The sequence below is a fragment of the Cupriavidus yeoncheonensis genome, assembly GCF_905397275.1.
Taxonomy (GTDB): domain Bacteria; phylum Pseudomonadota; class Gammaproteobacteria; order Burkholderiales; family Burkholderiaceae; genus Cupriavidus; species Cupriavidus yeoncheonensis.
The window spans coordinates 1-22625 of record NZ_CAJPUY010000013.1 but is presented as its reverse complement, the minus strand read 5'-3'; the positions used below and the strand labels follow the sequence as shown (position 1 = coordinate 22625).

Below are 22625 nucleotides of genomic sequence, written 5' to 3'. Positions count from 1 at the left end.
GCGGAAGCGGCCGCCGGTTCAGTTCACCTCGACGATCATTTCGATCTCGACGCAGGCACCCAGCGGAATCTGCGCCACGCCGAATGCGCTGCGCGCGTGCTTGCCCTTGTCGCCGAAGACTTCGGCCAGGAATTCCGACGCGCCGTTGGTCACCAGGTGCTGCTCGGTGAATTCCTGGGTGGAGTTCACCAGGCTCATCACCTTGACGATGCGCGTGACGCGGTTCAGGTCGCCCACGTGGCCGTGCAGCGTGGCCAGCAGGTCGATGGCGATGGCGCGCGCGGCGGCCTTGCCGGTTTCGGTGTCGATGTCCTTGCCCAGCTTGCCGGTCCATACCTTGCCGTCCTTGCGGGCGATGTGGCCGGACAGGAAGACGGTATTGCCGGTCTGCGCGGCCATGACGTAGGCGGCGGCAGGGGCGCCGGCGGTGGGCAGTTCCACGCCAAGGCGTGCAAGGGTGTCGTAGACGGACATGTGATCTCCTGTCAGTGAGTGCGTTCGGGAAGGATAGGGGGCGTTTCCGCGGTGGCGCCGCTTGTGGGAATCATGGGAACCATGGGAACCGTGGGGACGGCCTGCCGCACGGCGGCGCGGCGGCCCAGGGCCACCACGGCGATCACCGCCACCGCGAAGGCGATGGTGGCCGGGTCAAGCGGCTCGGCCAGCAGCAGGGCGCCGCCTGCCAGCGTCAGGAACGGCTGCAGCAATTGTATCTGCCCGACACGCGCCACGCCGCCTTTTGCCAGCCCGGCGTACCAGAACAGAAAGCCGATGAACATCGAGAACACCGATACATAGGCCATGCCGAGCCAGGCACGCGGCGACGCGGCCGCGATGGCGACGCTGTCGTGCCAGCCGAGCCAGCCCACCACGGGCAGCAGCACCGGCAGCGACACCACCAGCGCCCAGCTGATGGTCTCCAGCCCGCCCAGTTCGCGCGACAGCTTGCCGCCCTCGGCATAGCCGAGCGCGCCGAGCACCACGGCGCCGAACAGGTACCAGTCCGCATGCTGAAGCGCCCCCGCACCCTGCCACACGGCAAAGCCGATCACGAGCGCGCTGCCGGCCACGGCCGACAGCCAGAACCCGACGGAAGGCCGTTCGCGGCCGAACCACGCGGCGAACACCGCGGTGGCCAGCGGCAGCAGGCCGATCACGATGGCGCCGTGGCTCGCCGGCACTTCGCGCATGGCCTGCGACGAGAACAGCGGAAAGCCGACCACCACGCCAAGCGCGGTCACGGCAAGCCTGGCCCATTGCCCGCCACGCGGGCGGCGCTGCGCGTCGAGTGCGCCGCGCATGGCCAGCAGCGCCAGCGCCGGCACGGCCGCGATCACGGCGCGGGCCAGCGCGACGAAGCTGGCGTCCAGTTCCGTCACGGCCATGCGCGTGAACGGCAGCGTCTGGCTGAAGATCGCCACGCCGATGAAGCCGAGCAGCATGCCGCCGGAATGCGGCGGGTGCGAAGCGGAGGGGGTTGCAGTCATGATGAGGTTGGCGGCCGTGGCCGGATCAGGGCGCCGCCGGGCGCACGCTTACGGCGATCCACACGGCGGTGAGTGCCAGCGCCAGGCCCATGGCGCGGTTGAACCAGCGCACGCGGTTGCCCTGCATCAGCCATTGCCGCAGCGAGGCGCCCAGCACGCCGTACAGGCTGTTGCTGACGAAACCGAAGATGCCGAATGTGGTGCACACCAGCAGCACGCGCTGCGCGGGCGAGGGCGCGCCGGCCATGTACGAGGCCGCGGTGGCCAGCGCCATCATCCACGCCTTGATGTTGGCGTACTGCAGCACGGCTGACTGCCACACATTGAGCGGGCGCAGGACCTGCTTCTCCGCGAGCACGGTGCTGCGCGCGAGCCTGGCCGCGAGCCACAGCAGGTAGCCCACGCCGGCCATATGCACGATGGTGGCCAGCGCCGGACTGCGCAGGATCAGCGCGCCGATGCCGACCGCGCACAGCGCGAGGATGCTGGCAAAGCCGAAGGCCACGCCCACGCAATGGGGCAGCGTGGCGCGCAGGCCGAAATTGGCCCCGGTCACGGCAGCGATGGTGGTGTTGGGCCCCGGCGTGAACGAACCCACCGCAAGCAGTGTGATCAGCGCCAGGAATTGCGCGGCCGACAGGCCGGTCAGGAAATCTCCGGTCATGGCGCTCAGGCGAAGTTGACGACCACGCGCCGGTTGGTGCGGCTCTTCTTCTCGACCTTGGTGACGACCACGGCGCCGATCTCGCCGGTGTTGGCCACATGCGTGCCGCCGCACGGCTGGCGGTCCACGCCCGGGATTTCGACGATGCGGATGCTGCTGGTGCCGGCCGGCGGCGCCGCGCCGATGGTGCGCACCAGCTCGGGCTGCGCAGCCAGTTCCTGCGGGGTGATCAGCTCGATGCGCACCGCGGTGTTGGCGCGGATCAGCGCATTGAGCCGTTCGGTCAGCTCGGCCTTGTCCAGCGTCGATTCGGGCAGGTCGAAGTCGATGCGCGCCGAATCGGGCGAGATGCCGCAGCCCGTCACCGGCACCGGAATCAGCGAGCCGAGCAGGTGCAGGCAGGTGTGCAGGCGCATCAGCCGGTGGCGGCGTTGCCAGTCGATGGCCACCGTGACGCGGTCTCCCGGCCGCGGCAATTCCGCGCCGGCCGCGGGCACGTGCAGGATGCGGGCGCGGTCGTCGGCATAGACGGTGTCGGTGATTTCGATGGTGCGGCCATCCGCCAGGGTCAGCGTGGCCGTGTCGCCGGCCTGGCCGCCACTGCGCGCATAGCAGACCGTTTCGTCGAGTTCGATTCCGGCATCGCTCGCCGACAGCACGGTCGCGCTGCAATGGTCGAGGTAAGGATCGTCGTCGAAGCGTTTGCGGGTGACGGTCATCGGTGGGTCTCCGTGGTCTTGTTCGGTCTTGTTCTTGTGGGCGTTCGGGTCTAGCGCAGGGTACGGACGCCCTGCGGCGTTTCGATTTCCGCGACGAGCTGCGGCGGCCCGTCGCTTTGTTCCAGCGTCATCAGAGCCTCGCCGCCCAGCCAGGCCAGGCCCTGGCGTAGCAGTTCGGCATTGGGATGCCGGCCGGCGAGCCGGCGCAGCGCCAGGTCCTGCCGCGGCAGGCTTGCGCCCGGATGCGGGGACACGTCCCACTGGATCAGGCTGGGCAACAGGCCATCGCCGGCGCTGGCGGCCTCACCGTGCCAGGCGGGCAGGCTGCCGTCCTCCGGCACCGTGATGCGCCAGCGCAGGTCGCCGCGCTGCATGGGGATGACCGGTGCGATCTGCCCGGGATACTGCGCCTGCCAGCGCGTCAGGTCGGCGGGGCGCTCCACGCGCGCCGCCCAGTGCAGCAGGAAGGGGCCGGCCTGCAGACGCGCGCGCACGTTGTCGCTGTCGAGCCCGAACCAGCGCGGGCGCTGCGGTGCGGGAGCGTCCGGGTCCAGCGCGATCACTTCCAGGTACATCCCGCCAAACAGGCCGAGCACGCGGTTGTGCGTGCCCATGGCCGCATGGGCGCCGCCACCGTGCGGGGCAATGCCAAGCGCGTCGGCGACGTATTCCGTGCCGGCGTCGAGCGTCTGTGCGGCGATGACGAGGTGATCGAGGGCGAGCTTCATGTTGGCTTGATGGTAGACAAGGTAGTCGGTACAGTACCGGTACAGTTATGCGGATCGTATTCAGTACAGTTGCGGGAGCACCACATGGACGGCAGCCACCAGCAGGATTCCTCCGCCGCGCCCGAGCGCAAGGATAGCGGAGGCGGCGCGCAGGACGCATCGGGGCGCGCCTTGCGGCTGGTCGTGCCGCCGGGCACGGCAGGCAGCACGGAGCGCATGCCGGACCCGGTGCCGTCGGCCCAGATGACGCTGGTCGAGCAGCTCACCGAATGGGCCCGCATGCGCATCGACGAACGCGTCTTCCGCGCGGGCATGCGCATGCCGTCGATCCGCCAGCTGGCGCAGGAGAAGGGGATTTCGCGCTTCACCGTGGTGGAGGCGTACGAACGCCTGGTCGCGCTGGGCTACCTGGAGTCGCGCCGCGGCTCGGGCTTCTACGTGCGCGAACGCGGGGCGCAGGCCTCGGCCGCGCCGGTGGCGCCCGTGGCGGTGGCCGCGCGCAATATCGACGTGACCTGGCTGCTGCGCAGCATGTTCCATACCGCCGAGACCCACAAGGCGCCCGGGCTGGGGTTCCTGCCCAACGAGTGGCTCGATGGCGAGCTGATCGCCAGCGCGCTGCGCGGACTGGGCCGCCAGCCCGGCAACCATTTCCTCGCCAGCGGCACGCCGCAGGGCTTCCTGCCGCTGCGCCAGCAGCTGCGCACGCGGCTGGAGGAGCTGGAGATCGGCGCCACGGCCGAGCAGATCGTGCTGACCTCGGGCATCACGCAGGCGCTGGACCTGATTGCGCGGCTCTACCTGTGCCCGGGCGATACCGTGCTGGTCGGCGATCCGGCCTGGTTCGTGATGTTCGGCCGCTTTGCCGCGCAGGGCGCGCAGGTGATCGGCGTGCCCTACACGGCCGAAGGCCCGGACCTGGAGGCGCTGGAGCGCATCGTCCAGGCGCACCGGCCGCGGCTGTTCGTCATCAACTCGGTGCTGCACAACCCGACCGGCACCTCGCTGTCCGCCGCCAAGGCGTTCCGGTTGCTGCAGATGGCCGAGCAGTACGATTTCCTGATCGTCGAGGACGACATCTACTGCGACCTGTGCCCGCCTGGCCACGCCGCGACACGACTGGCCAGCCTGGACCAGCTGCGCCGCGTGATCTACCTGGGCAGCTTTTCCAAGACGCTGGCGGCGAACCTGCGCGTGGGCTTTGTCGCCGCGCACCCGGACCTGGCCGCGACGCTGACCGACAGCAAGCTGCTGGCCGGCCTGGCCACGCCGGAAATCAACGAGCGCGTGTTGTACAAGGTGCTGACCGAAGGCCACTACCGCAAGCACGTGGAGCGGGTACGCGGCCGCCTCGACCGGGCCCGCGACGACACGCGGCGCGAGCTGGAGCGCCGCGGCCTGCGCCTGTTCCCGGGGCAGCACGCGGGCATGTACCTGTGGGCCGATACCGGCCGCGATACCAATGCCATCGCCACGGCGGGGCACGACAAGGGCTACCTGTTCGCGCCCGGCAGCCTGTTCTCGCCGTCGCAGATGCCGTCGGGCTGGATGCGCTTCAATGTTGCCAGCAGCGGCGATCCCGACATGCTCGACTTCCTGTCCCGGCAACTGGACCGGCGCTGAACCGTCGCTGATATGCGGGCCGGCCTTGAAATTGGCCGGAACCGGCCCTATTTCCGTGAGCATTGGCCCTGCGCCGACCCCAATTCCCTGATTTTCCGGATTCGAAAAGGAGAACCATGTCCGCACCGCACGAAACGATGAGCTTCCAGGCGGAAGTGAAGCAACTGCTGCACCTGATGATCCACTCGCTGTACAGCAACAAGGAAATCTTCCTGCGCGAGCTGGTCTCGAATGCTTCCGACGCCACCGACAAGCTGCGCTTCGAGGCGATCGCGAACCCCTCGCTGCTTGAAAACGATGCCGACCTGGCCATCCGCATCGAAGCCGACGCCACGGCCCGCACGCTCAAGATCACCGACAACGGCATCGGCATGAGCCGTGACGAGGCCATCCACAACCTCGGCACCATCGCGCGTTCGGGCACCAGGGAATTCTTCCAGCAGCTGTCCGGCGACCAGCAGAAGGACGCCGCGCTGATCGGCCAGTTCGGCGTGGGCTTCTACTCGGCCTTTATCGTGGCCGACAAGGTCACGGTCGAGACCCGCCGCGCGGGCCTGGCTGCCGACGAAGCCGTGCGCTGGGAAAGCGCGGGCGACGGCGAGTTCAGCGTCGACGCCATCACGCGCGCCGAGCGCGGCAGCACCATCACGCTGCACCTGCGCGAAGGCGAGGACGATTTCCTCTCGGCCTGGCGCCTGAAGAGCATCATCCAGAAGTACTCGGACCATATCTCGCTGCCGATCCGCATGCCCAAGGAAGTGTGGGATGCCGAGGCCAGCACCTACAAGCGCACCGACGAGTGGGAAAGCGTCAACCAGGCGAGCGCGCTGTGGACGCGTCCGAAGTCGGACATCACCGACGAGCAGTACACCGCGTTCTACCAGCACATCGCGCACGACAACGAGGCGCCGCTGTCATGGACGCACAACCGCGTGGAAGGCCGCAGCGAATACACGCAGCTGCTGTACATCCCGGCGCGCGCACCGTTCGACATGTGGGACCGCAACCACAAGCACGGCCTCAAGCTCTACGTGAAGCGCGTCTTCATCATGGACGACGCCGAGCAGCTGCTGCCTGCCTACCTGCGCTGGGTCAAGGGCGTGATCGATTCCGCCGACCTGCCGCTGAACGTCTCGCGCGAACTGCTGCAGGAGAGCCGCGACGTCAAGGCCATCCGCGAAGGCAGCACCAAGCGCGTGCTGTCGATGCTGGAATCGCTGGCCGACAGCGAGGAAGAGGCCGAGCGCAGCAAGTACGCGACCTTCTGGCAGCAATTCGGCCAGGCGCTGAAGGAAGGCATGGGCGAGGACCAGGCCAACCAGGAGCGCATCGCCAGGCTGCTGCGCTTCAGCTCGACGCACATCGACAACGCCGACAAGACCGTGTCGCTGGCCGCCTATGCCGGCCGCATGAAGGAAGGCCAGGACAAGGTCTACTATGTGACGGCCGACACCTGGGCTGCCGCGAAGAACAGCCCGCATCTTGAAGTGTTCCGCAAGAAGGGCATTGAAGTGCTGCTGCTGACCGATCGCGTCGATGAGTGGATGCTGTCGTTCCTGCGCGAGTTCGATGGCAAGGAACTGGTCTCGGTCGCCCGCGGCGACCTCGACCTGGGCACGCTTGCCGACGAGGCCGAAAAGGCCGAGCAGGAGAAGGCCGAGACCGAATGGAAGGATGTCGTGGCGCGCGCCAAGAGCGTCCTCGAAGGCAGGGCCAAGGACGTGCGCGTGACGCTGCGCCTGACCGAATCCGCGTCCTGCCTGGTCTCGGACGAAGGCGACATGAGCGGCTACCTGCAGCGCCTGCTGAAGCAGGCTGGCCAGAAGGCGCCAGATGCTCAACCGATCCTGGAACTCAATCCCGAGCACGCGCTGGTGAAGAAGCTGCGCGATCTGCCGGAGGGCGACGGCTTCAATGACCGCCTGCTGGTGCTGTTCGATCAGGCACTGCTGGCTGAAGGGGGCATGCTCGACGATCCGACTGCCTATGTGCAGCGTGTGAACAAGCTGCTTGCCTGAACACGGGCGTGAAGGAAAGGGCCGGGCGACCGGCCCTTTTTCCTTCCGGGCGGCCCGATGATGATGGACCCGACTGAATACGACGCATGACGCTGAAGCGCTGTTTCCCCCCTGTCGTCGACGCCGATACACGCGTGCTGATCCTCGGCAGCTTGCCTGGCGAGGCCTCACTGGCGCAGGGCCAGTATTACGCGCACAGGCAGAATCAGTTCTGGCGGTTGGTTGGCGACGTCCTTGGCGAGGACCTGGTTCGCATGGACTATGCCGCCCGGTTGCAAACGCTTCTGGCGCATCACGTTGGTCTATGGGACGTGGTGGCGCAAGCCAGGCGAGAGGGCAGCCTGGACAGCAACATACGCGGTCATGCCGGGAATGATCTGTTGGGTTTGATCGAGTCGATGCCAAATCTGGCAGCGATTGCGTTCAATGGTGGCACGGCTGAGCGTATTGGTCTGAAGGTGCTCGGTCAGCATGGTGATCGCCATCATGTCCTCAGCCTTCCTTCCAGTAGTCCGGCGTATACCGTGCCGTATTCGGAGAAGCTGCTTGTTTGGCGGGAGTTGCGGATATGGCTGGCGAAAGCTGGCTGACGCTCGGGATGACAACACATTTGACGCGTGTTTAAGTATCACCGCTTGATGGCACCGCTGGGATACGTGCCACCGTCAGAGTACGAAGCCAACTACTATCACCAACTTGAGCAGCAGGTCATGTCGGCCTGACGCAAGCGAAGTAGCCTCCACGAATTCCGGGGCGGTTCACCTCGTCGGTTGCACTGTTGACACGGTTTGCTGCGGGCCGGGGCGATTCCGGGCGGTTTTCCTGACTATCCTAGGTAGTAGCCGATTCCCCGACAGCCAGGGCGAGTCGGGGATCTCTGTGGAGGGGCAATGGCCAGACTGCCGAAGTCAGCATCGATGGTGCTCGCGCTATTGCTCCTGCTCCTGCTCGGCGGGTGCGCCAGCCGGCCGGTCAATGCACCGATCACCCAGGTCGAGCCGAACGCCGGCTATCGATTTGTCGCGAGGCCGCAGTACTCGGTGGACAACGAAAATCTGGTGGTCCTGGCCTTTTCGGGCGGGGGCACGCGCGCAGCCGCGTTTTCCTACGGGGTCCTGGAATTCTTGCGCAATACCGAGGTGGTCGGGCCGAAAGGCAAGCGGTCGCGCCTGCTGGACCATGTCGGCGTTATCACCGGTGTATCGGGCGGAAGCTTCACGGCGCTGGCCTACGGACTCTACGGTGAGAAGCTCTTTGACGACTATGAGCGGAACTTCCTCAAGCGCAATGTGCAGGGCGAGATCACGGCCCGTGTGTTCACGCCAACTTACTGGCCATCGCTGTGGTCGACCGGCTGGGGCCGATCCGAGCTGGCGGCCGATCTATACGACGAGATCCTGTTCCACGGTGCAACATTTGGCGACCTCAATCGCGGCAACGGACCGTTCATCGTCGCCTCGGCCACCGATATCACTACAGGTGCCCGGCTTCCCTTTACGCAGAACATTTTCGATGTGCTCTGCTCGGACCTGAGTTCGATGCGGCTTTCCCGTGCCGCGGCCGCTTCATCGGCGGTGCCGGTGGTGCTCACGCCCGTCACGCTCAACAACTACGGCGGCAATTGCGGCTATGCGCCGCCTGACTGGATCAAGCCGTTTATCGGCACCGGCGACCCGCCCAGGCCCGCCGCGCGTGCGACCCGCCATCTGAGGGAAGAGGGGGAGTTCGGGGACAGCGTCAACCGGCCGTACATCCACATCGTGGATGGTGGTGTTTCAGACAACCTCGGCATGCGCAGCGTGCTGGATACGCTGGAGATCATGGAATCGCTGCATCTGGTCGGGTTGCCTTCGCCGCTCGACAGATTGCGCAGGCTTGTCGTGTTTGTCGTCAACTCGCTGTCCACACCCAAGACGGACTGGGACAAGTCGGAGTCCCCGCCGGGCTCGGTGCAGATACTGCTCAAAGCCTCGGGCGTTCCGATCGACCACTATTCCTACGAGGCGACTGAATTGCTGAAGGACACCCAGGCGCGCTGGCAAGCCATGCGGCGGGTGCGGGAATCCCGGGCGATGGCTGCGAACAAGGATGCCGCGGTGGCCAGCGCAATACGCACGCCGGACGCGACGATCTATGCCATCGACGTGTCGTTTGCCCAATTGACCGACACGGCGGAGCGGGACTACCTGAACCAGCTGCCCACCTCGTTTTCCTTGCCGGACGAGGCCGTTGACCGCCTGCGTGCCGCGGCGGGGAAGATCATCATGGCATCGCCCGAGTTCCAGCGGCTGCTGCGTGACGTCGATGCGAGGATCGTATCTGCGCCGGGGCAGGCAGGGGCGGCAGACTCGGCGCCGGCCGGACGCTGAAGTGCCTGGCGTGCTATTTGCTCATCTGAAACGAATCTGGAAGCTAAGCTGCACGCCTGGCAGGCATTGCAGGCATGGCTGCCTGCCAGGGCAGGGGAACGGCGCTAGCGTTCCAGCGGCGCATCGGTTCACCGATCAGCCGAAATCCGGCTGCGTGGCCGCATAGCTCGGCCGCGCGCGCATGACTGCGTGGCCACGCCGGATGTTCGGCCGCGTCTCCAGCATCGCCGCGCTTTCCGGGAACCGCCCCAGGTATTCGACGATCGGCGCGAAGAACAGGTCGGCCATCGACAACGCATTTCCGACCAGGAAATCGCGCCCGCCGTAGGCCTGCTCCAGCGCATCGAGCTGCCGCTCGATCTCGGGCAGGGCTGCCTCGATGGTGGCGCGATCGGGCTTGCCGTCCGGTCCCTTTGGAAACACGTAATGCAGCACGTAGCGGCGCACCATCGCATCGTAGCCGTGGCAGTTGATCAGGCTGATCCACTGCTCGCAGCGCGCGCGGGCCGCGGGGCCGGTTTGCGGAATCAGGTTCGGGCCGCCGAAGACCTCGTTGATATAGCTGAGGATGGCGCGCGTCTCGTAGAAGTCGATCGGACCGTCGGTGAATGCCGGAATGCGGCCGAACGGGTTGTGGGCCAGCAGTTCGTCGTGATGCGGCGCAACCGGCTTGAAGGTGTAGCGCACGCCTTTCTCTGCGAGCGCCAGGCGCACCGTGCGAACGTAGGTGCTGCGCGCATCGCCGTAGACGGTCAGCGTGCCGGCGCTGCCTTCGGCATCCACAAAGTCGCTCAGGTTGTTGAAGACCGATTGCCAGCCGGCATGGTGCGAATCGCGCGTGGCCGCGTCGGGGAAACCGCTGTGGCGCATGTGCAGGTGCGTGCCGCCATCCTTGTCGGTCAGCGTGATCTCGATCAGCGTGCGCACGCCGGCGGGTAGTTCGCTGCCTTCCCATTGCCATGTGTAGGCCAGGAAGTTGGCGCGATCCATCGCCTGATACTCACCGCCGACGATGTGCTGTTCGCCGTCCTTCGCCCCCATCACCAGCCGATAGCGGCCGCCCACGCGCGCATCGGCGCTGGCTTCCCGCACCTGCATGCCCCGCGGGCAATGCCAGGCGGCCAGGGCGGCCTGGTCGGTGAATGCATCAAACACCCGCTCGCGCGGCGCGCGGATCTGGCGGGTCATCTCCAGGTGAAACGTTGCAGCTTCAGTCATGACTTGATCCCCTTTTTTCGATGGGTGACAGCGGTCTCGCTTTGCGTTTGCTCGACAAAGGCCACCAGCCTGTCGAGATTGCCTTCCCAAAGCCGGCGATAGGTCTCCAGCCAGCCGTGCGCATCGCGCATTGCGCCAGGGCGCAGATGGCAGATACGCCAGCGTGCGTTGATTTCCCGCTCGATCAGTCCCGCGTCGGCCAGCACACGCAGATGCCGGGAGATGGCCGGGCCGGAGATATCGAACGGGCGCGCCAGTTCGCTGACCGGGGCGTCGCCCTCGGACAACCGCGCAAGAATCGCGCGGCGCGTCGGGTCGGCCAGGGCAGCAAAGATGGTGGAGAGGGGGTCGCTGGTGTTCGGCATGAAGTCATTTAACGCATTGGTTAAATGAAGATCAAGGGCTGTTACATCTGGCTCAGTGCATCTGTCGGGAAGCGAACAGAGCGAAGCCGGCAGGGGGCGTACGTTAAGGATCGGCGTGCTGGTAACGGCCCGCCGGGATGGCTGGGCGAACCCGATGCCTGACCGCCTGCAGCCAGAGGGCGAGCAAGGCAGCGCATACACGAGGCGATCCATGAAAACCATCCATAGCGCAACCGTCATGCGATTGGTGTTCCTGGGGCTGATGCTGCAATCGGGCGCAGCGTCAGCGCAGTCATCAATCGACCAGCAACTGACCGGCGCATGGACCTATGTCTCGGTTGACACTGTCCAGGCTGACGGCAGCCGCACGCCGATGTACGGACCCAATCCCCACGGTCTCGTGATCTTTGACGGCCACGGCCACTATGCGCTGGTGAACGCGCGCGGCGACCTGCCCAAGTACGCCTCCAATGACCGGATGAAGGGCAGTGCGGAGGAATATCGCGCCGTCGTGCAAGGTTCGATCGCCCACTTTGGTACGTACGTCGTCAACGAAGCCGATAAGATCATCACCTTTCGTATCGAGTCCAGTACCTTCCCGAACTGGAATGGCGTCGAGCAGCGCAGGCCCTTTGTCCTCTCGGGAGAGGAACTGAGGTGGACGACTCCTGCGGCTTCCGGCGGCGGCTCGGGCGAGATTGTGTTAAAGCGAGCCAGATGAAAAGAGTCACCGCGGCACCGCGATCGTGGGACGAGACGGCACTTCCTGTACGATGACGGCACGCCCCACTGCCCCGGCGCCCCAGCGGCCCGGTCCTGTCACTCGCAGTATTGCCGGGGAAGTGCCATGCCGAATTCAGAATGGACCCACGAAGCGATCCATCGTATCGAGGCCGATTTCAACCGGTCTTCCGATACCCACCTGATTCCTCTGGACCTGCCCGGCTATCCGGACCTCCGCTTCTACTTCAAGGACGAATCCAGCCATCCGACCGGCAGCCTCAAGCACCGGCTCGCGCGGTCGCTGTTCCTGTATGCGTTGTGCAACGGATGGCTGCATGCGGACAGCACGGTCGTGGAGGCGTCCAGCGGCTCGACCGCGATCTCTGAGGCCTATTTCGCGCGCTTGCTGGGGCTGCCGTTCGTGGCGGTGATCCCGGCCGGCACCTCGCGTGCGAAGGTGGAGGCCATCGAGTTCTACGGCGGGCGCTGCCACCTCGTCGACAACCCGTCGGAGATCTACACCGAGTCGCACCGCATCGCGCGCGAATCGGGCGGCCATTTCATGGACCAGTTCACCTACGCCGAGCGCGCGACGGACTGGCGGGCCAACAACAATATCGCCGAGTCCATCTTCAAGCAGATGGCGCAGGAGTCGAATCCGGTGCCGGCGTGGATCGTTGCCAGCGGCGGCACGGGTGGCACCTTGGCCACGCTGGGGCGCTACGTGGCCTACCGGCGGCACCAGACGCGCATCCTGTGCGCCGATCCGGAGAACTCCGTGTTCTTCGATCACTTCCGTGGCTGTCTGGCGGGCCAGCCCGATCCGGCGCTGACGCTCGATACGGGCTCGCGCATCGAAGGCATCGGCCGCCCTCGCGTCGAGCGGTCTTTCATTCCGACGTGCATCGACGCCATGCTCAAGGTGCCTGACGCGCTGTCGTTTGCCGCCATGCGCTACCTGGCGCAGCGTTTCGGGCGCCGCGTGGGCGGATCGACCGGCACCAATTTCGTCGGCGTGCTGTACCTCGCGCAGCGCATGCGTGCAGCCGGACAGGCCGGCGCGATCGTCACGCTGCTGTGCGACAGCGGCGAACGGTACGCGACGACCTACTACGACGACGACTGGTACCAGGAACAGCGCATCCACGTGGACGCGGCGGACGTCCTGATCGGCCGCGCCGTGAAAGGCGAACCGGTGCTGACGCCGCAAGCCGTCGAGGGACTGGCGGCCGCGGGTGCCGGTATTCCCGGCGGCGCCGGACAATGACCGCGCGCGTTTCTGTCACAATCGCGGCTTTCCAGCGCTGGTTGATGGCTACTGGCCTGTCCGAACAAGCAAGACATGACCCTACTGAAACGCAAATCGATCGAGGCCGTTGCCTCGCGCCGCCCCGCGCGCGGCATCCGTACCCGTGGCGAACGCCCGGGCCAGGACGAAAAGCGCATGACGCCGCGCTTTGCCCCGGTCACCTTCTCCGAAATGGATGGTGTGCGTTACCTGCACTTCGGCACCGAGTGGGTACAGGGCGCGATGCGCCTGCGCAAGCCCGATGCCATCGAACTCGAATACGCCCAGCAGATGATGGCCTGGCTGCTGTTCCTGTCGCCGTCCGCGCCGGACTTCCACGTGGCGCAGCTCGGGCTGGGCGCGGCGGCGCTGACCAAGTTCAGCCACCGGCATTTCGCGCGGGCCCGCGTGACCGCGGTGGAGCTGAATCCGGCGGTGATCATTGCCGGGCGCAGCATGTTCGGCCTGCGTGAGGACGATGCGCGCCTCAGCGTGCGCGAGCAGGATGCCTGGGACTATGTGATGGACGCCACCAGCACGGAGTCGGTTGACGCGTTGCAGGTGGACCTGTACGACGCCACGGCGCGCGGCCCGGTGCTCGACACCACCGCCTTCTACCGCGCCTGCCGCCGTACCCTGAAGTCGCCGGGCGTGATGACCATCAACCTGTTCGGCGACCACGACAGCTTCCCGAAGAATATCGAGCGCATCTGCGATGCGTTCGACAACCGCGTGCTGGTGTTCCCCGAAGTCCACGACGGCAACGTCATCGCGCTGGCCTTCAACGGGCCGCCCATCGACGTGTCGTGGGAAACGCTGGAAGCGCGTGCCGATGTGGTGGAGCAGGCGACCGGGCTGCCGGCGCGCGACTGGGTGAACAAGCTGCGCGCGGCCAATGCGCGGCAGGAAGCGAAGCTGGTGATCTGATGCAGTGACCTGACGCCCCGGAACCAGGTTCGGGGGCATCAGCGGGGGGCCGTCACTCCTTGTGGAAGAACTGCGCGAGCGACCACTCGTCGGTGCGTGCTTCGTACTTCAGGCCCTTCTTCATCGCCCACATCGCAAGCTGGCTGTGCGACGGAATGATCGCATGGTCGTCCAGCGCGAACTTCGCGGCGGCCTTTGCATTGTCCTCGCGTGCCTTGTCGCTGCTTACCGTGGTAAGCGACGTTTCGATCAGCTTGTCCAGCTGGGGGTTGCTGTACTTGCCCCAGTTCCAGGTGCCGTAGCCCGTCTGCGGGTTGGGCGTGCCCGTGATCGAGCGCAGCGCCACGTCGGCGGCGGCGGAGCCCCAGCCCAGCATCTCGAACGAGAAATCGCCCTGGCGCGCGCGCGTGAAATACGCGGCCACCGGCAGGGTTTCCACCTTCGTCTGGATCCCCACACGCGTCAGCATGCTGGCGGTGGCCTGCGCCACGGCGGCATCGTTCAGGTAGCGGTTGTTGGTCGCGTGCAGCGTCAGCCCGAAGCCGTTCGGATAACCGGCGGCCGCCAGCAGCTTCTTCGCGCCTTCGGGGTCGTAGGCCTCGGGCCTGGTTCCCGGGTGCCCGAAGATCTGCGGCGACACCAGTGACGATGCCGGCACCGCCAGGCCTTCCATGATGCGGCTGACGATGGCGTCGCGGTTGATCGCCCTGGAGATGGCGGCGCGCACGCGCGCATCCTTGAACGGGTTCTTGCCCAGCGGCTTGCCCGCTTTGTCGGTGACGTACGGCGGGTTGTCGCGCGACTGGTCCATCTGCCAGAAGATCGTGCGCCATGACACGGTCTGCTCGATGCGGAACTTCGGGTTCTGCTTGAGCTTGGCCACATCGGCCGCCGGCACGCTTTCGATCACATCCACGTCGCCCGCCAGCAGGGCGGCGGAGCGGGCGCCGTTATCGGTGATGATGCGGAAGATCGCGCGGTCCCATTCCGGCCTGGCGCCCCAGTAGTCGGGGTTGCGCGCCATCACGATCTCCTGGCCGCGCGCGAAGCGCACGAACCTGAACGGGCCGGTGCCGATCATGGCCTTGCCTGAATCGAAGTCGGCCTGCGTGAGCGTGGCGGCCACCTTCTTCGGCATGATCGGCACGCTGTTCAGGTCATTGGCCAGGTTGGCGTAGTTCGGCGCGTTCATGGTCAGGCGCACCGTGAGGGCGTCGGGCGTGTCGATGCGCGCGATCGGCTTGGTGTAGCTCGTGAACGACCCCGGGCTGTTGACCAGCTTCTCGGGCCGCTCGAGCGAAGCCTTCACATCCGCGCTCGTGAACGGCGAGCCGTCGTGCCACTTCACGTTCGGGCGCAGCTTGATTTCCCAGGTGGTCGGGTTGAGCGGCTTCCAGGACAGCGCGAGCCCCGGGATATAGCGCGCGTTCTTGTCCATGAACACCAGCGACTCGAAGATATGCAACGCGATGGCGTTGTTCGGGCCGGCGTTGTTCCACTGCGGGTCCATGGACGTGACATCGGCCGCCAGGCCGATGCGCAGGTCTTCGGCGCGCGCGCTGCCGGCGGCCGGGAGCATGAAGACGGTGCCGCACAGCAGCACGGTGCGGATGGCGCGGGAAGTGGTGGAAGGGCGGCGGAAATGCATGGCGCTAGGCTCCTCATGCTGGCCCGGGCGACCGCGGGCGAGGAGGGCGCGCGGCCATGGGCGGGTTGTCAGGCATTTTGCCCGCATTGTGCCGGCAAAACGACATCCATGCAGGCTTTCCGGTCAGGCGCGGGTGGCTGGCGCCGGTAAAATGGCGGCCATGTTTGCCAATTCCCCCACCATTGTCTCGGCCCAGTCCGACGTACACGAACACCTCGCGGCGCGCGTGGCGCGCCATCTTGCCGAGCCGTTTCGCAAGCCGATCGGCGATGTGAGCCGGCGGGCGCTGGACCAGGCGCTGGCGCGCTGGCGGCAGGCCGGCGACGTACCGCTGATCCTCGACGCCGGCTGCGGCGTGGGCGAAAGCACGCTCCGGCTTGCCACGGCCTATCCAGATCATTTCGTGATCGGCGTGGACCAGTCGGAGAAGCGCCTGGGCGCCGGCAAGGACTGGTGGGGCGATGCGCCTGTGCCGGGCAACTTTTGCTGGGCGCGCGCCGACCTCGTCGACGTGTGGCGCCTGCTGCAGGATGACCACGTGCCGGTGGCGCGGCATTACGTGCTCTATCCGAATCCCTGGCCGAAGATCGGGCACCTCGGACGACGCTGGCAGGGGCATGCCGTGTTTCCCGCGCTGGCGGCCTGTGGCGACTATCTGGAGTGCCGCAGCAACTGGAAGGTCTATATCGACGAGTTTGCGACGGCGCTGGGCATGCTCGGCCGTCCGTCCGCGACCGAGGCGTGGCAGCCCGAAACCGCGATGACGCCATTCGAGCGCAAGTACGCGGCATCGGGCCATGGCCTCTGGCGCTGCGTGACGCGGCGCTAGCCACATAGCACAACGGCCCGCAGTGCGGGCCGTTGCGTTGGCGGAGGCGAATTCCCTGCTTCAGTGGAACAGCGGTTGCTGCGTCGGCGCGTCTTCGGGCAGCTCGGCGTGGACGATCTCGCCGTTGCGGTCCGCATAAAGTGGCGTGCCGCAGTCTTCGCAGTATTCCGGATCGAACAGCGCGGCGTGGCGGAAGATGTCCTCGACACCGGCATTGCGCAGCTCTTCGCAGATCTGCTCGAGCGGGTTGCCCTTTTCGTCGGCATCCACTTCGCCGGCTTCGCGGCCATAGACCGGCCAGACGATGCCGTAGATCACATCCTTCTCGCCGCGCATGGTGAAGCCGACACGGTACTCTTCCACCACTTCCTCGCCGAAGGCCGCCACCACCGCCGCGAGCTGGCCGGCGGGAACGTCCAGCGTGCCGCTCAGGTAATTCACGGCCGCGCGCACGGTCAGCGGACGGATGCTCTTGTCGGATTCGCGGCAGGACAGGAAGAAGGCATCCGGCAGCAGCAGCTCGAACTCGCAGCCCGGCAGCAGCAGGGCCACGGTGGCCTGCACCTGGCTGCGCCACTGTTCGAGGCAGGTCGAGCGCTCGGCGTGGTGTTCCTTGGCATCTTCCTGCCAGCGGAATAGTCCCTGCTCATGCGGCGCGACCACCACGGCCAGCAGGTAGCGCGGATCGGCCAGGATCGGTGCGGTTTCGGGCAGGTCGCGCAGGTCCACCTTGGGCACGGTGCCGCTCAGCGCGGCGGCTGCCAGCTTGTGGGTGAGGGCAAAGGTGTCGCTGTGGGTGCGCGGCAGCTGGTCGATGCTGTACAGGTACGGCGACAGCGCTACCTTGGTGCTAGAGGCCAGCACATGTGCCTGCAGGTGCACGGCCAGGGTCTGCGCCAGGTCGGGCTTCAGCGAACCGGACGGGATGGCATAGCGGGTATGCGCCAGGATGGGAGCGGCCACCAGCAGGGCGTCATAGCGCACGCCGTCGACTTCCACCGTGGCCGATTCGGCCAGCGTCTCGGCCTGCTCGGCCAGCACGTCGGAGGCGTCAGCGTTGTGCTTGAACAGGTGTTCGAGCGCCGCGTCGAGCGCGGTCTGGCTGCCGTTCTTCAGCAGCCGGCCCAGGCGTTGCGAGAGCCGCCGTTCCCAGTACGCGTCCTCCATGCGGCTGCCCGACGCATCGAGGGCGAGCGCGTCGGCCACCAGTCGCTCGGCATCGGGCGAAAGACGTGGGGAAGCCTTGGGGCGAAAACCTGCCATATAGAGAAACCGTCCGTTTTTGCGTAAAACGGTATTCTACTCGCTGCGTCGACAGGAAGGACGCCAGTCCGCTCGGACAGGCGTCATGTTCTTGCCGGCAGGCTTACTTTTGCTCGGCGGGAGCCGGTGCGTGGGTTTCGGTGCCGTGCTGCTCACCGCCCATCGACACATCGCCGCCGCCCTTGCTGAGCAGGTAGAAGGCGGCGCCGGCGATGACGACGAACGCGATGATGATCTTGACCATGGTGTCTCCTGGAATCATGGGCTGGAGGACCGTGGCCGGATGGCTGGCTGTCCTCCGGGCGTTGAACGCCGTTCTTGTGAGGCACAGTGTGGCAGCGCTGGCTTGCGTGGAACTTACACGCGGGCATGCCGGAAAGTGACGGACGGGGCGCCCCGGCCCAATGAAAACCGCCCGCGCTGACCGGCACAGGGCCGGGCAGCGCGGGCGGCGTCAGTACGCGGAGCCGGTCAGGCGGCGAGCAACTGGCGCAGTACGAACGGCAGGATGCCGCCGTGGTTGTAGTAGTCGACTTCGATCGGCGTGTCGATGCGCAGCAGCACCGGCACGCGTTGCTCGTCGCCGTTCGCGCGCCTGATCACGAGCACCACGTCCTGCTGCGGCTTGAGATCGCCCTCGATGCCTTCGATGTCAAAGGTCTCGTTGCCCGTGATACCCAGCGTCTGGGCGCTGTCGCTGCCCTTGAACTGCAGCGGCAGCACGCCCATGCCGACCAGGTTGGAGCGGTGGATGCGCTCGAAGCTGCGGGCGATCACCGCCTTCACGCCAAGCAGCTGCGTACCCTTGGCCGCCCAGTCGCGCGACGAGCCGGTGCCATATTCCTCGCCACCGAACACCACCGTGGGCGTGCCCTCGGCGATGTACTTCATGGCGGCATCGTAGATCGACATTTCGTCGCCGGTCGGCTGGTGCAGGGTCAGGCCGCCTTCCACGCGCGAACCGTCGGCCTTGGGCGGGATCATCAGGTTCTTGATGCGCACGTTGGCGAAGGTGCCGCGCATCATCACCTCATGGTTGCCTCGGCGCGAGCCGTAGCTGTTGAAGTCCGCCTTCAGCACGCCGTGCGACAGCAGGTACTTGCCGGCGGGAGAGGTGTCCTTGATAGAGCCGGCCGGGGAGATGTGGTCGGTCGTCACGGAATCGCCGAAGACGCCCAGTGCCCGGGCGCCGCGCACGCTGGCGCTGACGCCGGACGGCTCCATGGTGAAGTCGTCGAAGAAGGGCGGTTCGGCGATATACGTCGACTTGGGCCAGTCGTAGACCTGGCCCTTGGTGCCCTTGATCGCGCCCCACAGCTTGCTGGGCTTCTTGACCTGCTCGTAGTTGCCCGTGAACGTCTTGGCATCCATCGCGAATTTCATCAGCGCGTGGATTTCCTCCGAGCTCGGCCAGATGTCGCCCAGCCAGATGTCCTTGCCGCCCTTGCCCTTGCCGACCGGCTCGGTCATCAGGTCGCGCGTGACGTTGCCGGCAATGGCATAGGCCACCACCAGCGGCGGCGAGGCCAGGAAATTGGCGCGGATGTTCGGATGGATGCGGGCTTCGAAATTGCGGTTTCCCGACAGCACGGCAGCCGCGACCAGGTCGTTCTTGATGATGGCCTCGTTCAGTTCGGGCGTCAGGTCCCCGGCGTTGCCGATGCACGTGGTGCAGCCATAGGCAGTCACGCCGAAGCCCAGCTTTTCCAGGTAGGGCAGCAGGCCGGCGGCCGTCAGGTATTCGGTGACCACGCGGCTTCCCGGCGCCAGCGAGGTCTTGATGTGCGGCGCCACCGTCAGCCCCGCTTCCACGGCCTTCTTGGCCAGCAGGCCGGCGCCCAGCAGCACGCTGGGGTTCGAGGTGTTGGTGCACGAGGTGATGGCCGCGATCAGCACGTCGCCGTTCTTGACGTCGATGCCATCGGCAGTCTGGTAAGTGCGATCGAGGTCGGCCGGCTCCTTGTTGAAGCCGTTCTCGGCCACGGGCTTGCTGAACAGCGAGCTGAAGGTGCTCTTGACATTGCCGATCTCGATGCGGTCCTGCGGACGCTTCGGGCCCGCCAGCGACGGGGCCACGGTGCCGAGGTCCAGCTTGACCACCTTGCTGTAGTCGATCTCGCCGGCCTTCGGAATGCCGAACATCTTCTGCGCACGGAAATAGCCCTCGAAGGCCGCGATTTCTTCTTCGGTGCGGCCGGTGCCCTTGAAGTAGTCGATGGTCTTCTCGTCCACGGGGAAGAAGCCCATGGTGGCGCCATACTCGGGCGCCATGTTGCCGATGGTGGCGCGGTCGGGCAGCGCCAGGCTGGCCGTGCCTTCGCCAAAGAATTCGACGAACTTGCCCACCACCTTTTCCTTGCGCAGCATCTCGGTGATGGTCAGCACCAGGTCGGTCGCGGTCACGCCTTCGCGCAGGCGGCCGGTCAATTCCACGCCTACGACGTCCGGCGTCAGGAAGTACACGGGCTGGCCGAGCATGCCGGCTTCCGCCTCGATGCCGCCCACGCCCCAGCCCACCACGCCGATGCCGTTGATCATGGTGGTGTGGCTGTCGGTGCCGACCAGGGTGTCGGGGTAATACACGCCGTCCTTCTTGTGGACGCCGCGTGCCAGGTATTCAAGATTGACCTGGTGCACGATGCCGAAGCCCGGCTGCACCACGCCAAAGGTGTCGAAGGCCTGCATGCCCCATTTCATGAACTGGTAGCGCTCGTTGTTGCGCTGGAATTCCAGTTGCATGTTCAGGTCCAGCGCCTTCTTCTCGCGGAAATGGTCGACCTGCACCGAGTGGTCGACCACCAGGTCCACCGGCACCAGCGGCTCGATCTTCTTGGGATTCCTGCCCATCTTCTCGGCCACGTTGCGCATGGCGGCCAGGTCGGCCAGCAGCGGCACGCCGGTGAAGTCCTGCAGGACGACGCGGGCTACCACAAACGGAATCTCGTCGACGCGGTCCGCGTTCGGCTTCCAGTTGGCCAACTGGCGGACATGTTCCTCGGTCACCTTCTTGCCGTCGCAGTTGCGCAGCACGGACTCGAGCACGACACGGATCGACACCGGCAGGCGGTCGATCGCCACGTCCAGCGCCTCGCCCAGCTGGGGCAGGGAATAGAACTGGCCCTTGCCTGAAGAGCCGATCTTGAATTCTTTTAGCGTCTTGTTGAGGTTGTGGGGCATTGCCATACTCCAGTCGAGGAATGTTGCGGTGGCTCGGACCTGACCCCGGCGTGCGCCGTCACGGCGACCACCGCGGTCCGATGTCGGTTGCGACTGATACTCTAACCGCCGCGCACGCCGCCCGCCAGCGCGTGGCTGGCGAACACCGCGTTCGCGCAATGACTGCCATGCCGGCAACCATCCCCCGCCGGCATGGCAAACCGGGCCCGGCCCGAGGCGGGCAGGGCCCGGGAGCCACCGGACTTACTGCTTCGGTGCAGCCGACTGCTGGGTTGCGTCGGACTGCGGTTGCTGCGGCGGCGTGGCCAGCAGCGGCGCGGTCACCGGCGCGCGCAGGCCGCCGGCCTGCGTCGGGGCGGCACCGCCGGCTTGCATCTCGGCGTTCTGGCACTCGTCGGCCAGGCGCTGGCCGAGGTTATGGTTGAACAGCATGGCCTTGCTTGGGATCACGACCAGGTCCAGGCCGGAGCGCGCGTCGTAGTAGCGGTCGGCACCGGTGACCGTGGTCTGGCGCGGCAGCTTGTAGTCGCGGCCTTGCCAGTGCACGGACAGGACTTCATCGCGCAGCATGTTGCCCGAGATGTAGAGGACGTTGCCGAGCTCACACTGCCATTTTTCACCAGTCGGCGTCACGGCGGCCGCGGCGGCCGGGGCTGCCTTGCTGCTCTTCTTGGCGGGCGCCTTCTTCGTGGTGGTCTTGTGGGCCGGTTCCTGGGCCATCACGGTGCCGGCGGTGCCGAGGGTGAATGCGCCGATGCATGCTGCGAGAATGAGCTTTTTCATAGGAATAACCTTTCAGAGTTTGTGTCTTTATGGTCTGGCACGCCCCGGAGGGGTCCGGGGCTCGGGCAGATTCCGCCGCTATTCTCTACGATTTGCGAAACAGGGCAAGCAGCCTGCCCTTTCGTTACACAATCAGGCCAAAGTCGCGGGAATGTGGCGGACGCGAGCCTCACATGCGCTTTGCTTCCGTGCTTTGCTTCTGTGCCTTACTTCTGCGCCTTACTTCCGCTTGCCGATCGGCACGAATTTCAGGTTCTCAGGGCCAGTGTAGTTGGCGCTCGGGCGGATGATCTTGTTGTCGATGCGCTGCTCGATGATATGCGCGGCCCAGCCCGAGGTGCGCGCGATCACGAACAGCGGCGTGAACATCGCGGTCGGCACGCCCATCATGTGATAGCTCACGGCGCTGAACCAGTCCAGGTTCGGGAACATCTTCTTGATGTCCCGCATCACCGTCTCCAGGCGCTCGGCGATGTCGAACATCTTCATCGAGCCGGCATCCTTCGACAACTGGCGCGCGGTTTCCTTGATCACCTGGTTGCGCGGGTCGGCAATGGTGTACACCGGGTGGCCGAAGCCGATCACGACTTCCTTGTTCTCGACGCGGCGGGTGATGTCGACCTGCGCTTCGTCGGGGCTGTCGTAGCGCTTCTGGATCTCGAAGGCCACTTCATTGGCGCCGCCGTGCTTGGGGCCGCGCAGCGCGCCGATCGCGCCGCAGATGGCCGAGTACATGTCCGAGCCCGTGCCGGCGATCACGCGGCCAGCAAAGGTGCTGGCGTTGAACTCGTGCTCC

At 66.2% G+C, this 22625-nt stretch carries 21 protein-coding genes; 8 read left to right on the top strand and 13 right to left on the bottom strand.

Annotated features, from left to right (window positions below; translation table 11 throughout):
* Positions 1 to 18: 18 nt before the first annotated feature.
* Genes KHO22_RS18345 through KHO22_RS18325 form a run of 5 tightly spaced genes read right to left on the bottom strand, consistent with a single transcriptional unit; the run spans position 19 to position 3598 of the window.
* Positions 19 to 474, bottom strand: coding sequence for a RidA family protein (locus KHO22_RS18345; RefSeq protein WP_211948593.1), 456 nt, complete (start codon positions 472 to 474; stop codon positions 19 to 21).
* Positions 475 to 485: 11 nt separating this feature from the next.
* Positions 486 to 1487: a DMT family transporter gene (locus tag KHO22_RS18340; protein WP_230426920.1), complete on the bottom strand. Its 1002-nt coding sequence runs from the start codon at positions 1485 to 1487 to the stop codon at positions 486 to 488.
* A 25-nt stretch (positions 1488 to 1512) separates the two neighbouring features.
* A complete protein-coding gene (locus KHO22_RS18335) occupies positions 1513 to 2151 on the bottom strand; it encodes a LysE family translocator (protein WP_211948592.1) in 639 nt (212 codons plus the stop codon).
* 5 nt (positions 2152 to 2156) lie between these two features.
* Positions 2157 to 2870, bottom strand: a complete 714-nt coding sequence (locus KHO22_RS18330; protein WP_211948591.1) for an alanyl-tRNA editing protein — start codon at positions 2868 to 2870, stop codon at positions 2157 to 2159.
* 50 nt (positions 2871 to 2920) lie between these two features.
* Positions 2921 to 3598, bottom strand: a complete 678-nt coding sequence (locus KHO22_RS18325; RefSeq protein WP_211948590.1) for a VOC family protein — start codon at positions 3596 to 3598, stop codon at positions 2921 to 2923.
* A gap of 84 nt (positions 3599 to 3682) precedes the next feature.
* Here KHO22_RS18325 and KHO22_RS18320 point away from each other — a divergent pair, with 84 nt between their 5' ends.
* The 4 genes from KHO22_RS18320 (at position 3683) to KHO22_RS18305 (ending at position 9608) form a co-directional block, all read left to right on the top strand.
* Complete coding sequence (locus KHO22_RS18320; RefSeq protein ID WP_211948589.1) at positions 3683 to 5221, top strand: aminotransferase-like domain-containing protein; 1539 nt, start codon at positions 3683 to 3685, stop codon at positions 5219 to 5221.
* Between the two features lie 116 nt (positions 5222 to 5337).
* The gene (htpG, locus tag KHO22_RS18315; protein WP_211948588.1) at positions 5338 to 7239 is read left to right on the top strand and encodes a molecular chaperone HtpG; all 1902 of its coding nucleotides are present in this window, start codon (positions 5338 to 5340) and stop codon (positions 7237 to 7239) included.
* 86 nt (positions 7240 to 7325) lie between these two features.
* Entirely contained in the window at positions 7326 to 7829 is a 504-nt protein-coding gene (locus KHO22_RS18310) for a DNA-deoxyinosine glycosylase (protein WP_211948587.1), read from the top strand.
* Positions 7830 to 8129: 300 nt separating this feature from the next.
* Positions 8130 to 9608, top strand: a complete 1479-nt coding sequence (locus KHO22_RS18305; RefSeq protein ID WP_211948586.1) for a patatin-like phospholipase family protein — start codon at positions 8130 to 8132, stop codon at positions 9606 to 9608.
* Between the two features lie 135 nt (positions 9609 to 9743).
* Here KHO22_RS18305 and KHO22_RS18300 read toward each other — a convergent pair whose 3' ends face one another.
* Positions 9744 to 10826, bottom strand: a complete 1083-nt coding sequence (locus KHO22_RS18300; RefSeq protein ID WP_211948585.1) for an SRPBCC domain-containing protein — start codon at positions 10824 to 10826, stop codon at positions 9744 to 9746.
* Complete coding sequence (locus tag KHO22_RS18295; RefSeq protein ID WP_211948584.1) at positions 10823 to 11191, bottom strand: ArsR/SmtB family transcription factor; 369 nt, start codon at positions 11189 to 11191, stop codon at positions 10823 to 10825. Before KHO22_RS18295 ends, KHO22_RS18300 begins: the two co-directional genes overlap by 4 nt.
* Before the next feature lie 211 nt (positions 11192 to 11402).
* Here KHO22_RS18295 and KHO22_RS18290 point away from each other — a divergent pair, with 211 nt between their 5' ends.
* The 3 genes from KHO22_RS18290 to KHO22_RS18280 all read left to right on the top strand — a co-directional run bounded on the left by KHO22_RS18290 (position 11403) and on the right by KHO22_RS18280 (position 14129).
* Complete coding sequence (locus KHO22_RS18290) at positions 11403 to 11912, top strand: lipocalin-like domain-containing protein (RefSeq protein WP_211948583.1); 510 nt, start codon at positions 11403 to 11405, stop codon at positions 11910 to 11912.
* Positions 11913 to 12038: 126 nt separating this feature from the next.
* Positions 12039 to 13181 carry a PLP-dependent cysteine synthase family protein gene (locus KHO22_RS18285; protein WP_211948582.1) on the top strand — a complete coding sequence of 381 codons (1143 nt, stop codon included), beginning with the start codon at positions 12039 to 12041 and terminating at the stop codon, positions 13179 to 13181.
* A gap of 75 nt (positions 13182 to 13256) precedes the next feature.
* On the top strand, positions 13257 to 14129 hold the full coding sequence (locus KHO22_RS18280) for a class I SAM-dependent methyltransferase (protein ID WP_211948581.1): 873 nt from the start codon (positions 13257 to 13259) through the stop codon (positions 14127 to 14129).
* Between the two features lie 52 nt (positions 14130 to 14181).
* Here the strand turns inward: KHO22_RS18280 and KHO22_RS18275 are convergent, their stop codons facing one another.
* Positions 14182 to 15708: an ABC transporter substrate-binding protein gene (locus tag KHO22_RS18275; RefSeq protein ID WP_230426929.1), complete on the bottom strand. Its 1527-nt coding sequence runs from the start codon at positions 15706 to 15708 to the stop codon at positions 14182 to 14184.
* 220 nt (positions 15709 to 15928) lie between these two features.
* Between KHO22_RS18275 and trmB the strand changes: the two genes are divergently transcribed.
* Entirely contained in the window at positions 15929 to 16606 is a 678-nt protein-coding gene (gene trmB / locus KHO22_RS18270; RefSeq protein WP_211948579.1) for a tRNA (guanine(46)-N(7))-methyltransferase TrmB, read from the top strand.
* 60 nt (positions 16607 to 16666) lie between these two features.
* On the opposite strand, the gene KHO22_RS18265 is transcribed toward trmB, so the two are convergent.
* The 5 genes from KHO22_RS18265 to KHO22_RS18245 form a co-directional block, all read right to left on the bottom strand.
* On the bottom strand, positions 16667 to 17869 hold the full coding sequence (locus KHO22_RS18265; protein WP_211948578.1) for a DUF2863 family protein: 1203 nt from the start codon (positions 17867 to 17869) through the stop codon (positions 16667 to 16669).
* A gap of 103 nt (positions 17870 to 17972) precedes the next feature.
* Positions 17973 to 18113 (bottom strand): hypothetical protein, encoded by a 141-nt coding sequence (locus KHO22_RS18260; protein ID WP_211948577.1) that lies wholly within the window; start codon positions 18111 to 18113, stop codon positions 17973 to 17975.
* 227 nt (positions 18114 to 18340) lie between these two features.
* Positions 18341 to 21046 carry an aconitate hydratase AcnA gene (acnA, locus tag KHO22_RS18255; protein WP_211948576.1) on the bottom strand — a complete coding sequence of 902 codons (2706 nt, stop codon included), beginning with the start codon at positions 21044 to 21046 and terminating at the stop codon, positions 18341 to 18343.
* A 243-nt stretch (positions 21047 to 21289) separates the two neighbouring features.
* Positions 21290 to 21829, bottom strand: coding sequence for a hypothetical protein (locus KHO22_RS18250; protein WP_211948575.1), 540 nt, complete (start codon positions 21827 to 21829; stop codon positions 21290 to 21292).
* A gap of 219 nt (positions 21830 to 22048) precedes the next feature.
* A partial coding sequence (locus KHO22_RS18245) for a citrate/2-methylcitrate synthase (protein WP_275950842.1) occupies positions 22049 to 22625 on the bottom strand: 577 nt, incomplete at its 5' end.